Below are 14,290 nucleotides of genomic sequence, written 5' to 3'. Positions count from 1 at the left end.
TGTTACCGGTCTTTTTTTGGTTTTCATCTGAGCTTGATGCGCGGATCGATAAACGGAGCGACGGTGTCGGCCAGGAGATTGCCGAGCACGATGGCGAAGGCCGAAACCAGGGTGACACCCATGATGATCGGAATGTCGACGCGCTGGATGGCCTGCCAGGCAAGCTGGCCGATGCCGGGCCAGCCGAACACGCTTTCGACCACCACGATGCCGCCCATGAAGATGCCGATGTCGATGCCGATCATGGCGATGACCGGCAGGATGGCGTTGGGCAGTGCATGGCGGAAAATGATGGCGCCGCGCGCAAGGCCCTTGGCGCGGGCGGTCCGCATATAGTCCTGGCGCAGCACGTCGATCATCGACGAGCGCATCATGCGGGCGTACCAGCCGGCGCCGAGGATCCCCATGGTCAGCGAGGGCAGCACCAGATGGCGCCAGGTGCCGTAGCCGCCGATCGGAAACCAGCCGAGCCGCACGGCGAATACATAGAGGAGCAGCAGGCCGACGACGAATTGCGGCGCCGAGACGCCGACGAAGGACGCGACCATCAGCGTCTGGTCGGTGGCGGTGCCGCGCCTGACGGCGGCAACAAGGCCCATCGTCAGTCCGATCGCCAGCTCGCAAAGGATGGCGCCGACCATCAGCAGCAGGCTTGCCGGCAGCCGCGAGACGATGAGTTCCGTGACCTCGGAACGCTGGATGTAGGAGCGTCCGAGATCGCCGCTGAGCAGGCTGGTCAGATAGTGCCAGTACTGGATGAAGAAGGGCTGATCGAGGCCGAGCTGTCGGCGGATGTTCTCGACCGTCTCGGGCGTGGCGCTGCGGCCGGCGATCTGCCGGACGGGATCGGCGGGCAGCAGGTAGAGCAGTGCAAAGGTGATCAATGAGACGCCGAGCAGGATGAGCACGGACTGGATAACGCGGCGGCCGAGATAGGCGATCATGCCCGGCCCCTTTGCGTCGGATCGAGGATGTCGCGCAGCGCATCGCCGATGAGGTTGAAGGCCAGCGCCAGCGCCAGGATCGCCGCACCAGGAAAGAAGACCAGCCAGGGCGCTGCCTGAAAATATGTCTGGTTCTCGAAAATGATGTTGCCCCAGGAGGCGGTCGGCGGCTGCACGCCGATGCCGAGATAGCTGAGCGTTGCTTCGAGCAGCACCGTGGTCGAGATGCCGAGCGTGCCCCAGACGATGATCGTCGGCAGCAGATGCGGCAGGATATGGCGAAACAGGATGCGTGGTGCGCTGGCCCCGATCGTACGCTCGGCGTCGATGAATTCGCGCTCGGCGAGCGAGCTTGTCTCGGTGTAGATGACCCGCGCGGTCTGCACCCAGTTCACCAGAGCGATCACCATGGCAACGATCCACAGGCTCGGCTGGAGCACCGCCGCCAGGCAGATGGCGAGCAGCAGCGCCGGAAAGGCCATCATCAGATCGGTGAAGCGCATCAGCGCGCTGCCGATCCAGCCGCGGAAATAGCCCGCGGTGACGCCGACCAGCGTGCCGATCAGAAGCGCCACGCCGTTGGCGACGATGCCGATGATCAGCGAGGTGCGTGCGCCGAAAAGGATGCGGGTCAGCAGATCGCGGCCGAGCAGATCCGTGCCCAGCCAGAAGCTGGCGTTCGGCGGCAAAGGCGCGCCTTCAAGCGTCAGCCCGTCAAACATCTGCTCGTTCGGATCGTAGCCCGTCAGCCACGGCGCCAGGATGGCGCCAGCCACGACGACGGCAACGATCACCAGGCCGATCAATGCCAGAGGACGCTTGACCAGGCGCCGCCAGACGCCGGCGCGTGGCTTGGCCGGCATGCGCCCGGTTGCCGGAAGATCAGGCGCGATGGGACTGGTCATCGCCGCCTTCTTCTTCCGTCATCGCCACGATCCGGCGCGCGGCCTCCTCGACGCTGATCTGCCAGCTCATCGCCAGCGACCGCAGCTGCGCATAGGCGCGGCCGTCCTCGGCACCTTTCGACAAGGCCTCCACCGCGCGCACGATGGTCTGGCGCTCCGCCACGCGCAGGCGAAGCGACGATATCTCGTTTGCCAAAAGCCTGCGCGCCTCGAAACTCTGCCGCGCGATCAACAGGGCGCTGTAGACGCCGGCATTGCCGACCGGCTTTAGCAACTGGGCGTCGGCCTTGTGCGACAACGCCCACTCGATGCGGCCCGGCGCTTCGGAGCCGATCAGCGCGACCAGCGGCATCGGCGCCTCACCCGGCGCCCATGGGAATTGTTCGTCGAAGCCGAGATCGGCATCGAAGAAGACGAAGTCCGCTACGAGCGCCTCGGCCGGCAGTTCCGGCCAGCAGCCGACCGTCTCGAGGCCGATGGCTGACAATTGCCGCGTTATCGCCTGCACCGTCGGATGCGGACGATGCAGGACAAAGGCCCTGGCCCCGCCGAGATTCGGGATGCGCGGGACCCTGCTCACGAGACCACCCTCAGGCGTGGGCGGCCGAACGTCTCGGTCCGGTCATAGCGGGACAGATAGGGATCGGGCGCGACACCATTGGTCAGCGTGACGGTCTTGAACGCGGTGCCCTCGATGCGCCCGATCTGCACCGGCAAGGTGGCGTGCTGGGTTTGCGGATCGATGGAGATGTCGCCGAGCGGGGTTCGAAACGAGGTTCCGGCAAAGGCCTGGGAAAGGTCGGGCCATTGTGCGCCGGGATTGCGGGCGAGGATTTCGGCAAGCGTCCGCACCGAGGCATAGGCCGCCGCCTCGAAGGACGAGGCAGGCATGACGGAGGGCGCCGAACCGCCCTGGCGATCCGCTGCCGAGATGTCGTGAAAGTACGGCCCGACGGAAAGGTGGCCATTGCCCGCCTCGTTGAGCGCCGGCAACTCGCATTCGGTGAGATTGCAGGACAGGATCGGACAGCGCTCCGGCCTGAAATGCGGGTCGCGTTCGGCGAGCTCGGCATAGGCAGTGATAAAGGCGTAGGACGACGAGCCGATCAGGTTGTTCAGGACGAAATCCGGCCGGGTCGCATGGATCTCGGCGATCAGCCTGGAGACATCGGCCTCGCCGAGCGGCAGATAACGTTCGCCCAAAACCTTGCCGCCGGCGTCGGCGATCAGGTCGCGGGCGACACGGTTGGTCTCCCAGCCCCAGATGTAGTTCGAGCCGAGCAGGAAACCGTTGGCGCCGAAGCGCGGCACGATATGGGCCAGCAGCGGAACGAGATGCTGGTTTGGGCAAGCGTGCATGTAGACGATATGCTCGTTTGCTTCGAAACCCTCATAGGGACAGGCATACCAAAGCGTGCCGCCGGCGCGCTCGAGGATCGGAATGACCTCCTTGCGGCTCCACGACGTGATGCAGCCAATGATGTGACGCGCACCGCTGTTGGCGAGAATGTCGGCGCAGCCCGTCGCGTAGCCATCGATGTTGCCTTGCGGGTCGCGCTCGACCGGAACGAATTCGATCGGGATGGCGGGATCGGCATTGATGTCGGCGATTGCCGTCATCGCACCGGAACGGCAGGATTCGGACAGCAGGCGGTAGTTGCCCGACCGCGAGTAAAGGATGCCGATTTCGATACGCCGTCCCAAGCAAATCCCCAAAATAACAATGCCCCGCAGCCGCCGCCGCGGAAGGCGAGGCATACGAGGCATTTTTGCCGCCCGGCGGTCGGAGCCGGTATTTTCTCCAATAGCGTATTCGGTACGGCGGGTCAGTCAAGCGGGAAAGTGAGGGCCGGCCCGACGATGCTGCTGTAGAAGGGGGAGCGCCGTTCGGGCATACTTCACCAATTGTCGACGTCGGCGCTCGGTGCGCCTCCGCCTACTCGCCGTAGACGTCGAAGGCAAAATACTTGTCGTTGATTTCCTTGTATTTGCCGTTGGCGCGCAGCGCGTCGATCGCCGCGTCGAGTTTTTGGGCCAGCGCCTTATTGCCCTTCTGCAGCGCGATGCCGACGCCTGGGCCGTGGATGGCCGGGTCTGGGGCCAAGGTGCCGAGCAGTTTGCAGCAGACGCCCTCGGGCTTCTCCAGCCATTCGGTCAGCAGGATAGAGCCGTCCATCACTGCGTCGAGGCGACCATTGACCATGTCGGTGCGGGCGTCGTCGCCGGTCGGATAGGGTCTTATGGTCGAGCCTGCGTATTTCTGCTCGGCGAAATTCTGGTGAATCGTGGCGCTCTGCACGCCAAGCGCCTTGCCTTTCAGGTCCTCGGGCGAGGTGCCGGTGACGGTCGAATCCTTCGGCACGGCGATGGCCGGCGGCGTCTGGTAGTATTTGTGGGTGAAGTCGACCTTCTCGGCGCGTTCCGGCGTGATGGTGATGTTGATGATGGCGTCGAACTTGCCGGCCTGCAGCGCCGGGATCGAGCCGTCGAAATCCTGCACGACGAACTCGCACTCGGTCTTCATCTCGGCGCACAGCGCCTTGCCGAGATCGATGTCGAAGCCGCCCAGCGTGCCGTCGGCATTGGCATAGTTGAAAGGCGGGTAGGCGCCCTCGGTGCCAAGCCTGAGTTTCTTGTCCTGGGCGGAGGCAGCGCCGGTGGCGAGCGCCAGGGCGACGGACGCGGCAGCCAAGAAACGACCGAAAAGGCGCATAATCCAGATCTCCGTTGATGGGCCTGAGTCACGGGGTTTTGTGGGCGCGGCGAAGACGGAAACGATATGCGCTGCGGCGATCACGGCGCGGCAAGGCCGATTGAAGGCTTCGGCGGTCAGCCGGCTGCTCGTGCCCGCTCGGTGGCGGCTCGGTCGATTGCCGACCCGTCCGCGGAAAGGGTGACGCCAAATTTCGCGCTGGCCTGTTCGGGCGTGTAATAGCCCAGGGCGACATCCCGCAGCACCAGTTCCGGATCGCGCTTCAGGGGATCGCCATAGCCGCCGCCGCCCGGCGTGCCGACGCGCACGCGATCGCCGGCCTTCAGCGCGATGTCCTGCTCCTTGGAGAGATGCGGCGGCACATGCTGCTGGCCGTCGCGAAAAACGGTCACCGTGTTGACCGCGCCGTCCTTGCCGCCGAGCGCGCCCTGCGGGCCAAAACGGCCATGGTCCATGACGAAGGAGGCGCGGGCGTCGCCGCGCAGGATCTCGACCTCATAGGCGAGGCCGAAACCGCCGCGATGCCTGCCGGCGCCGCCCGAGCCTTCGCGCAGGGCATAGTGGCGATAGAGCACCGGAAACGCCTGCTCCATAATCTCGACCGGCGGCGATTTGGAAATGCCGATGGTCGAGCAGCCATTGCTCAGGCCGTCATGACCGGCATTGCCGCCATAGCCGCCGCCGGAGATCTGGTACATGACGTAGTCGCGGCCGCGCGCCGGATCATTGCCGCCAAGTGCGAAATTGCCGCTGGACCCGGCCGGAGCCGCCGTCACCTTGTGTGGCAGCGCCTGCACCATCGCCGCGAACACCGCCTCGGCGATGCGCTGCGAGACCTCGGCGGCGCAGCCCGAGACCGGGCGCGGATATCTGGCGTCGAGGAAAGTGCCTTCCGGCCGCTTGACGATCAGTGGCTCGAAGGCGCCGGCGCTGATCGGCACGTCGGGGAAAATGTGGCGCATGGCGAGATAGACCGACGACAAGGTCGTCGCCAGCACGCTGTTCATCGGCCCGGCGCAAGGCTTTGACGAGCCGGAAAAATCGAAGCTGAGCGTGTCGCCTTGTTTCTCCACCGCCAGCGCAATCGTCAGCGGCTCGTTCACCACCCCGTCGGAATCGACGAAAGCCTGCGAGCGATAGATGCCGTCGGGAATGCCTGATATGTTGGCGCGCATCTGTTCGGCGGCGCGGCGGCGCAGTTCGGCGATCGCCTCGACGACTGTTTCATCTCCGTAACGATCCAGGATTCCATTGAGACGGTCCTGGCCGATCAGCAGTGCCGCCGCCTGCGCACGGATGTCGCCGATGCGCTGGTCGGCAACCCGGATGTTCGAGCAGATGATGGCGTAGATCTCGCGGTCGAGCACGCCCTGCTTGAACAGTTTCACCGGCGGCAGCCGCAGGCCTTCCTGTTCGACCGCCGTTGCCGAGGCGGAAAAACCGCCCGGCACCGAGCCGCCTATATCGGGCCAGTGGCCGGTGTTCGACAGCCAGCAGAAAATTTTTCCGTCCCTGTAGACCGGCATGGCGAAGCGCACATCCATCAGATGGGTGCCGCCGAGATAGGGGTCGTTGACGATGTAGATGTCGCCAGGTTCGGGCGGCAGGCAGCGTCCGTCGGCGATCATTTCGATCACCGTTTTGGTCGAATACTGCATGACGCCGACGAATACCGGCAGGCCCTGGCTGCCTTGTGCGATCAGCGATCCATCTACGGCCGAATAGATGCCGTCGGAGCGATCATTGGCCTCGGCGATAACGGGCGAAAACGCAGCGCGCGAAAAGGTCAGGTCCATCTCGTCGCAGACCTGCTGCAGCGCCGCCTGGATGACCGAAAGCGTAATGGCGTCGAGCTTTTCCATCTCAGGCCTCAATGCCGATGTCGATGATGATGTTGCCGTCGGCGTCCGAGCGCGCGCGGTCGCCGGGCTCGAGCACGGTGGTGGCGTCCATCTGTTCGAGGATCGCCGGCCCTTCGATGACGGCGTCGAGCGGCAGCTTTTCCCTGCTATAGACCGGCGTGTCGTGCCAGCGCCCGCCATACCAGACCGGCCGAATTTCGCGGCGCGCCTCATCGAGCGTTCTGGCGCGGCCAGCCGGGTCGATCAGCCGCGACAGATCGATCGCCGGCCGCACGCCGGTCACCGAAGTGTTGAGGTTGGCCAGATTGGCGCGGATTTCCGGCAGCTCGACCTTGAAGCGGGCGAAATAGGCTTTTTCGAACAGTTGCTGCAGGACGGCGCGCGTCACCGAAGACGACGGCAGCGGCACGTTGATGATGTGGGTCTGGCCGACGAACTGCATGTCGGCGGAATGGGTGACGCGGATCGTCTCCGGCTTTATCGCCTCCTTGCCGATCAGCTCTTCACCTTCGTTTCGGTGCCGTTCCAATATCGCGTGAAGCTGGGCTTCGTCGAGGCTGGCCACCGGCTGGTTGACGGTGTTGACGAAATCGTGCCTGAGATCGGCGACGACGCAGCCGAGCGCATTGGTGATGCCCGGCCGCGCCGGCACCAGCACTTTGGGCAGGCCGAGCTCGCGCGCCAGTGCTGTCGCATGCAGCGGCCCGGCGCCGCCAAAAGCGAACAGCGCGAAATCGCGCGGGTCGTGGCCGCGCGACACCGAAACCATGCGGATGGCGCCGGCCATCTTGATGTTGCCGAGCCGCAGCACCGCGCCCGCCGCCTCGACGCCGGACAGGCCGGTGGGGCGGCCGATCCTGTCTTCAAAAATGCCGGTGACGTGCTCTGATGTGACCGGATTTTCGACGGCAAGCAGCTTTTTCGGCGCCAGCCGGCCGAGCACCAGATTGGCATCGGTGATGGTCGGTTCAACGCCGCCGCGCCCGTAGCAGATCGGGCCGGGATTGGCGCCGGCGCTTTCCGGGCCGATCTGGATCAGGCCGGCCGCATCGACGCGAGCGATCGAGCCGCCGCCGGCGCCGACCGTGTGCACCGCCACCATCGGCACGTGGATCGGCATTGCATATTCGATCTCGATTTCGTTCGACACCGCCGGTTCGGCATTGCGGATCAGCGCCACGTCGGTCGAGGTGCCGCCCATGTCGTAGGTGACCAGGTTTTCGAAGCCGGCGCGTTTTCCCGTATAGGCGGCGGCGATGACGCCGGAGGCCGGGCCGGACATCACGGTCTTGGCCGATTCACGGGTGACAAAGCGGGCCGAGATCATGCCGCCATTGCCGTTCATGATCAGGAAGTCGCGGGCGTAGCCTTTCGACCCCAATTCCTTGCGCAGCCGCTCGACATAGCGTTCGAGGATCGGCTGCACCGAGGCGTTGACCGAGGCGGTGACGCCCCGCTCGAATTCGCGCGCTTCCGACAGCAGCGCATGGCCTGTCGTGATGTAGCTGTTCGGCCAAAGCGCGGCGGCGATCGCGGCGGCGCGCCGCTCATGCGCCGGATTGGCGTAGGAATGCAGGAAATGGACGACGAGGGATTCGCAGCCGGCCGCGATCAATTGTGAAACCGCCGCGCGCATCTCGGCTTCGTCGAGCGGAATGCGCACCGCGCCCGAGGCTTCGACGCGCTCCGACACTTCGAGCCGCAGGTTGCGCGGAATGATCGGGACGAAGCTGCCGGTCATGCCATAGGGCTGCGGCCGCGTCCGCCGGCCAAGCTCGATGACGTCGCGAAAGCCGCGCGTGGTGATCATGCCGGTTCTGGCCAGCCGGCGTTCGAGGACTGCGTTGGTGGTGGTGGTCGTGCCGTGCACGATGAGGTCGATGCCGCGGATGGGAAAACCGGTGGCGTCGAGCGCGGAAACGACGCCGAAGGCCTGGTTGTCGATGGTGGTCGGGGTCTTGGCGATATGCACCTTGCCACCGTGACGGCCGTCGATCAGAAGCAGGTCGGTAAAGGTTCCGCCGACATCGATGCCGGCGACGACGCTGCCCGAGGAATCCAGCGTCTGCGCCGAAAAATTCTCTTCCATTGTCGAAACCCGAAATGTCAGGACTACAGATATGTCTCAGTTTGGAAAGGTGTTTCAGCCTGGCGTCTTGACGCAAATATCATTTGTATACTAATAAATTCCGGACACAAGAGCTTACCGCTTGGCAGTGTGCAAACGGCACGCCGGAACCTGATCGGTTCGGGCGCGCAGGAGAAAGTTTGGCGTCAGCGCCCTCGGGTTGGCCAGAAGGTTAGGCCAGAAGGTTAGGTTTGATGAACACCACATCCGCGCTCAACACCGCCGGCGCCCGGCCGCTGCAGTTCCCGATTCCGGCCAATGTCTATGCCGAAACCGTCGTCTCGGTGAAGCACTATACCGACCGGCTGTTTTCGTTCCGCATCACCCGGCCGCAGTCGCTGCGCTTCCGCTCCGGCGAGTTCGTCATGATCGGCCTGCCCAATGCCGAAAAGCCGGTGTTCCGCGCCTATTCGATCGCCAGCCCCGCCTGGGACGACGAGCTGGAATTTTTTTCGATCAAGGTGCCGGACGGCCCGCTGACGTCTGAGCTGCAAAAAATCGAGATCGGCGACACCGTCATCATGCGGCAAAAATCGACCGGCACGCTGGTGGTCGACGCGTTGACCCCGGCCAAGCGCCTGTTCATGATCTCGACCGGCACCGGCATCGCGCCCTTCGCCAGCCTGCTGCGCGACCCCGACACTTTTGAGAAATTCGAGCAGGTCGTGCTGACCCACACCTGCCGCGACAATGCCGAACTGACCTACGGCCAGGAGCTGGTTGCAGAGCTGGAGAACGACCCGCTGATCGGCGAGCTGACCGGCGGCCGCGTCACGCTCTACAATTCGACGACGCGCGAAACCTCCGAGCGCATGGGCCGCATCACCGCGCTGATCGGCTCGGGACAATTCTACGCCGATCTCGGCATCGACAAGCTCGATCCGGAGACCGACCGCATCATGATCTGCGGCTCGATGCACATGCTCAGGGATGTCAAGGAACTGGCCGAAAGCCTTGGCTTCGAGGAAGGCTCGCTGCACCATCCGGCGAGCTTCGTCGTCGAGCGGGCGTTTGTCGGATAGGTTCTTTCCTTCTCCCCTTGTGGGAGAAGGTGGATTGGCGCGCAGCGCCAAGACGGTTGAGGGGTGCTGGACGGAGTGCGGCGGTGCCAAGCTGGAACACCCCTCATCCGGCCGCTTCGCGGCCACCTTCTCCCACAAGGGGAGAAGGGAGAGCGCCGCAGCGCTGTTCGGCTGATGTCACAGCAGGCTTTTTCCGTTATGACCGCCTGAAGGACTCGTGAAGCGCTGCTTCACGGGCTATCTTCGGCACAAGTCGTCGAACGAAAGGGCAGGAGATGAGCAGCACCAGCCGCGAAGCCGAGCTTAGTGCCGACAGATTGGGACCTTCGAAGATCATGCCGCTGCCGGCGCGCGCCGCCGCCAATGCGCCGGCGCCGCAAGCGCACGGCATTGCCCGCAACCCCGGCATGAAGCTCGATCTCGGCTTCATGGAATCGATGCGCAGCGTCAACCGCTCGGCGCTGGAACGGCGTGTCGCCAGCCTGACCAAGCGGCGCTCGATCAAGGCGGACAACCAGGCAGCCTGGCTGCTGCGTGCCGTCGCCTGCATGGACCTGACGACGCTGAACTCGAACGACACCGACGAGCGCGTGCGCCGGCTCTGCGCCAAGGCGATCAATCCGTTCCGCCGCGACATCGTCGAAGGCCTCGGCATTGCGGGTGAAAAGATCCGCCCGGCGGCGGTCTGCGTCTATCATCCCTTCGTCGCCACCGCCGTCGATGCGCTGCGCGGCAGCGGCATCCATGTCGCCGCCGTTTCCACCGCGTTCCCGCACGGCCTCACGCCGCTGTCGACGCGGCTGCAGGAGATCGAAGCGTCGGTCAGCGACGGCGCCGACGAGATCGACGTCGTCATTCCGCGCGGCCTGGTCTTTGCCGCGAAATGGCAGGAACTCTACAACGAAATCGTCTCGATGCGCGCCGCCTGCGGCGAGGCGCATCTGAAGGTCATTCTCGGCACCGGCGACCTCGCCACGCTGCGCAACGTCATGCTGGCGTCGATGGTGGCGATGATGGCCGGCGCCGATTTCATAAAGACGTCGACCGGCAAGGAAAGCGTCAACGCGACGCTGCCGGTCGGCCTTGCCATGGTGCGCGCCATCCGCGCCTATTTCGAGGAGACCGGCTATCTCATCGGCTTCAAGCCGGCCGGCGGCATTTCAACGGCAAAAGCGTCGCTAGACTGGCTGGTGCTGATGAAGGAAGAGCTTGGCCGGCGATGGCTGGAGCCAGACCTGTTCCGCTTCGGCGCGTCCAGCCTTCTGACCGACATCGAGCGCCAGCTCGAACACCATCTGACCGGTCACTATTCGGCCAATCATCGCCACGCAATGGCGTGACTATCTGGAGCGCTCCATGAACATTCTCGAACGCTATCATGCCATGGACTACGGCCCGGCGCCGGAGGCCCGCAACGAGGCCGATGCCTGGCTTGCCGCGCGTGATTTTTCCAAAGCGCTGTTCATCGGCGGCGAGTGGAAGGCGGCCGCCAGCGGCAAGACTTTTGATACCAGCGACCCGTCTTCGGGAAAATTGCTGGCCAAGGTGTCGGATGCCGGAGCTGCCGATATCGATGCGGCGGTTTCGGCCGCGACAAAAGCGCTGCCGAAATGGGCCGCAGCCACCGGCTACCAACGCGCCAAAGTGCTCTATGCCATCGGCCGCGCCATGCAGCGCCACCAGCGGCTGTTTGCGGTGCTGGAATCGATCGACAACGGCAAGCCGATCCGCGAAAGCCGCGACATCGATGTGCCGCTGGCCATCCGCCATTTCATCCACCATGCCGGCTGGGCGCAGGCGCTGGACAGGGATTTTCCGGATCAGAAGGGCGTCGGCGTCGTCGGCCAGATCATCCCGTGGAACTTTCCGCTGTTGATGCTGGCCTGGAAGATCGCGCCGGCACTGGCCGCCGGCTGCACGGTGGTGCTGAAGCCGGCCGAGTTCACGCCGCTTACCGCCATCCTGTTCGCCGAGATTTGTGAGCGCGCCGGCGTGCCGAAGGGCGTCGTCAACATCGTCCAGGGCGGGCCGGAGGCAGGCGCGGCAATCGTCAATCATCCCGGCGTCCAGAAGATCGCCTTCACCGGCTCGTCCGAGGTCGGCAAGATCATCCGCAAAGCCACTGCCGGGTCGGGGAAAAAACTATCGCTGGAACTTGGCGGCAAATCGGCCTTCGTCGTCTTCGAGGATGCCGACCTCGACAGCGCCGTCGAGGGACTGGTCGACGGCATCTGGTTCAACCAGGGCCAGGTCTGCTGTGCCGGCTCGCGCCTTTTGGTGCAGGAAGGCATCACTGAAGCCTTCATCGCCAAGGTCAAGACGCGGATGAGCCGGCTGCGCGTCGGCAGCCCGCTCGACAAGAACACCGATATCGGCCCGCTGGTCGACCTGACCCAGCTCGATCGCGTCAAGGGCCTGGTCGCCGAAGGCGCCAAGCAGGGCGCCGTCTGCTGGCAGCCGGACGTGGCGCTGCCGTCCTCCGGCTATTACCATTTGCCGACGCTGGCGACAGGCGTTTCGCCGGCCAACATCCTGGCGCAGGAAGAAGTATTCGGGCCGGTGCTGGCGACCATGACCTTCCGCAACACCGAGGAAGCGATCGAGCTGGCCAACAACACGCGCTACGGGCTGGCCGCCTCGGTGTGGAGCGACAACGTCAACCTTGCGCTGCACGTCGCGCCGCAATTGAAGGCCGGCGTCGTCTGGGTCAACGGCACCAACATGTTCGATGCCGCCTGCGGCTTTGGCGGTTATCGCGAGAGCGGCTTTGGCCGCGAAGGCGGGCGCGAGGGCATGCTCGAATATTTTTCGGCAAAGCTGCCGCTCGGCCCGGTCGTCAAGCCGGCAGCGGCTACGGCCCAATTGGTCGAGCGGTCGGAAAGCGACGCCATAGACCGCACGGCAAAGCTGTTCATCGGCGGCAAGCAGGTCAGGCCGGACGGCAATTATTCGTTTGCCGTCGCCACCGCCAAGGGCAAGCTTGCCGGTGAGGTCGGGCTTGGCAGCCGCAAGGATGTTCGCGATGCCGTCGCGGCTGCACGTGCCTGCAAGGCCTGGCCGGAGGCGACCGCCTACAACCGCAGCCAGGTGCTGTATTATCTGGCCGAGAACCTGTCCGGCCGTGTCGATGAATTTGGCGCGCGCCTCACGGAGCTTACCGGCGCCACCGCCAAGGCGGCTCGCGACGAGGTCGACCAATCGATCGAGCGGCTGTTCCTCTATGCCGGCCTGGCCGACAAGTTCGAGGGCCGCGTCCACCAGCCGCCGGCCCGCGCCGTCACTTTGGCGCTGCATGAGCCGGTCGGCGTCGTCGGCATGGTGGCGCCCGACAATGCGCCGCTGCTCGGCCTGATCTCGCTGGTGGCGCCGGCGCTGGCCATGGGCAACACCGTCGTGGCGGTGCCGTCGGAAAAATATCCGCTGCTGGCCACCGATCTCTACCAGGTCATCGAATATTCCGACGTTCCGGCCGGCGCCATCAACATCGTCACCGGCCGCAGCGCCGAGCTCGCCGGCGTGCTGGCCAGGCATGACGATGTCGACGGGCTCTGGCTGTTCGCCGATGCCGAGACCTGCGCCAGGGCCGAAGCCGACTCCGTCGGCAATCTCAAGCGCGTCTGGACCGGCAACGGCCGCAGCCTCGACTGGGCGTCGGCCGAGGCCGCCGGCGATGCCTTGCTGCGCCGCGCCGTCGAGGTCAAGAACGTCTGGGTGCCCTACGGCGACTGAGCGTGCATCGATTGCAATTGTCGACGTCGGCGCCGCCCCTCATTGCCCTGCGGGGCATTTCTCCCCGTATAGTGACGGGGACAAAGACGCTGCGTCGGCGCCGGGCTTGACGGGCTAAAAGATGTTCTTTACCGAGAAAAAACATTTGCCGCCCCTAGGCGAATAGCACCCGGGCGGCGACAGAGGGAGAAAAAAGCATGGCGGATCTGGCAGGCAAGATCGTTGTCGTCACGGCGGCGGCGCAAGGCATCGGCCGGGCGAGCGCGCTGGCTTTCGCCAGGGCAGGCGCTGTCGTCCACGCCACCGACATCAACGAGGTGCTGCTCGCCGAACTCGGCAAGACGGCAGATATCAAAACGCGCAAGCTCGACGTGCTGAACGACGAGGCGGTCGAGAACGCCTTCGCCGAGATCGGCGCTGTCGACGTGCTGTTCAACTGCGCCGGCTTCGTCCACTCCGGCTCGATCCTCGAGATGAGGGACGCCGATCTCGACTTTGCCTATGATCTCAACGTTCGCGCGATGATCCGCACCATCCGCGCCGTGCTGCCCGGCATGCTGGAGCGCGGCGACGGCTCGATCATCAACATGGCGTCGCTGGCCGGCTCGACCAAGGGCGTGCCCAACCGCTTCGTCTATGGGCTTACCAAGGCGGCCGTCATCGGCCTGACCAAATCGGTCGCCGCCGACTACGTCGGCAAGGGCATACGCTGCAACGCCATCTGCCCGGGCACGGTCGAAAGCCCGTCGCTGGAGGACCGCATGCATGCGCAGGGCGACTACGAGGCTGCCCGCGCCGCCTTCATCGCCCGCCAGCCAATGGGCCGCCTTGGCACGCCAGAGGAAATCGCCGATCTCGCCGTCTATCTGGCTGGAGCCACCTATACGTCGGGGCAGGCTTATAATATCGACGGTGGCTGGTCGATCTAAGAGGCCATTTGAAAACTCTGAGTTTGCAAACGGCCTCTGCGCCGCAATCAGGAGAAAA

At 64.8% G+C, this 14,290-nt stretch carries 11 protein-coding genes; 4 read left to right on the top strand and 7 right to left on the bottom strand.

Annotated elements, in window-relative coordinates; all coding sequences use genetic code 11:
- Positions 1–23: 23 nt before the first annotated feature.
- The 7 genes from AC0L3D_RS10870 to AC0L3D_RS10840 all read right to left on the bottom strand — a co-directional run bounded on the left by AC0L3D_RS10870 (position 24) and on the right by AC0L3D_RS10840 (position 8,513).
- Positions 24–944 carry an ABC transporter permease gene (locus AC0L3D_RS10870; RefSeq protein WP_473644261.1) on the bottom strand — a complete coding sequence of 307 codons (921 nt, stop codon included), beginning with the start codon at positions 942–944 and terminating at the stop codon, positions 24–26.
- On the bottom strand, positions 941–1,849 hold the full coding sequence (locus tag AC0L3D_RS10865) for an ABC transporter permease (protein WP_473644259.1): 909 nt from the start codon (positions 1,847–1,849) through the stop codon (positions 941–943). Before AC0L3D_RS10865 ends, AC0L3D_RS10870 begins: the two co-directional genes overlap by 4 nt.
- Complete coding sequence (locus AC0L3D_RS10860) at positions 1,827–2,429, bottom strand: ANTAR domain-containing response regulator (RefSeq protein ID WP_473644257.1); 603 nt, start codon at positions 2,427–2,429, stop codon at positions 1,827–1,829. Before AC0L3D_RS10860 ends, AC0L3D_RS10865 begins: the two co-directional genes overlap by 23 nt.
- Positions 2,426–3,553 (bottom strand): transporter substrate-binding protein, encoded by a 1,128-nt coding sequence (locus tag AC0L3D_RS10855; protein ID WP_473644255.1) that lies wholly within the window; start codon positions 3,551–3,553, stop codon positions 2,426–2,428. The genes AC0L3D_RS10860 and AC0L3D_RS10855 overlap by 4 nt, the downstream gene beginning before the upstream one ends.
- Positions 3,554–3,785: 232 nt before the next feature.
- A complete protein-coding gene (locus AC0L3D_RS10850) occupies positions 3,786–4,562 on the bottom strand; it encodes an ABC transporter substrate-binding protein (RefSeq protein ID WP_473644253.1) in 777 nt (258 codons plus the stop codon).
- 116 nt (positions 4,563–4,678) lie between these two features.
- On the bottom strand, positions 4,679–6,424 hold the full coding sequence (locus AC0L3D_RS10845) for a hydantoinase B/oxoprolinase family protein (RefSeq protein ID WP_473644251.1): 1,746 nt from the start codon (positions 6,422–6,424) through the stop codon (positions 4,679–4,681).
- A gap of 1 nt (position 6,425) precedes the next feature.
- Positions 6,426–8,513 (bottom strand): hydantoinase/oxoprolinase family protein, encoded by a 2,088-nt coding sequence (locus AC0L3D_RS10840; protein WP_473644249.1) that lies wholly within the window; start codon positions 8,511–8,513, stop codon positions 6,426–6,428.
- A 233-nt stretch (positions 8,514–8,746) separates the two neighbouring features.
- On the opposite strand from AC0L3D_RS10840, the gene AC0L3D_RS10835 reads away from it, so the two are divergent.
- The 4 genes from AC0L3D_RS10835 to AC0L3D_RS10820 all read left to right on the top strand — a co-directional run bounded on the left by AC0L3D_RS10835 (position 8,747) and on the right by AC0L3D_RS10820 (position 14,232).
- The gene (locus AC0L3D_RS10835; protein WP_128244738.1) at positions 8,747–9,574 is read left to right on the top strand and encodes a ferredoxin--NADP reductase; all 828 of its coding nucleotides are present in this window, start codon (positions 8,747–8,749) and stop codon (positions 9,572–9,574) included.
- A 275-nt stretch (positions 9,575–9,849) separates the two neighbouring features.
- Positions 9,850–10,914, top strand: coding sequence for a deoxyribose-phosphate aldolase (gene deoC, locus AC0L3D_RS10830; RefSeq protein WP_473644247.1), 1,065 nt, complete (start codon positions 9,850–9,852; stop codon positions 10,912–10,914).
- 16 nt (positions 10,915–10,930) lie between these two features.
- Positions 10,931–13,303, top strand: a complete 2,373-nt coding sequence (locus tag AC0L3D_RS10825) for an aldehyde dehydrogenase family protein (RefSeq protein ID WP_473644245.1) — start codon at positions 10,931–10,933, stop codon at positions 13,301–13,303.
- Positions 13,304–13,500: 197 nt separating this feature from the next.
- Complete coding sequence (locus AC0L3D_RS10820; protein WP_473644243.1) at positions 13,501–14,232, top strand: SDR family oxidoreductase; 732 nt, start codon at positions 13,501–13,503, stop codon at positions 14,230–14,232.
- Positions 14,233–14,290 lie beyond the last annotated feature (58 nt).

The organism is Mesorhizobium sp. WSM4837, assembly GCF_055811435.1.
The sequence above is the reverse complement of the archived record's forward strand: the minus strand, read 5'-3'. Positions and strand labels throughout refer to the sequence as shown.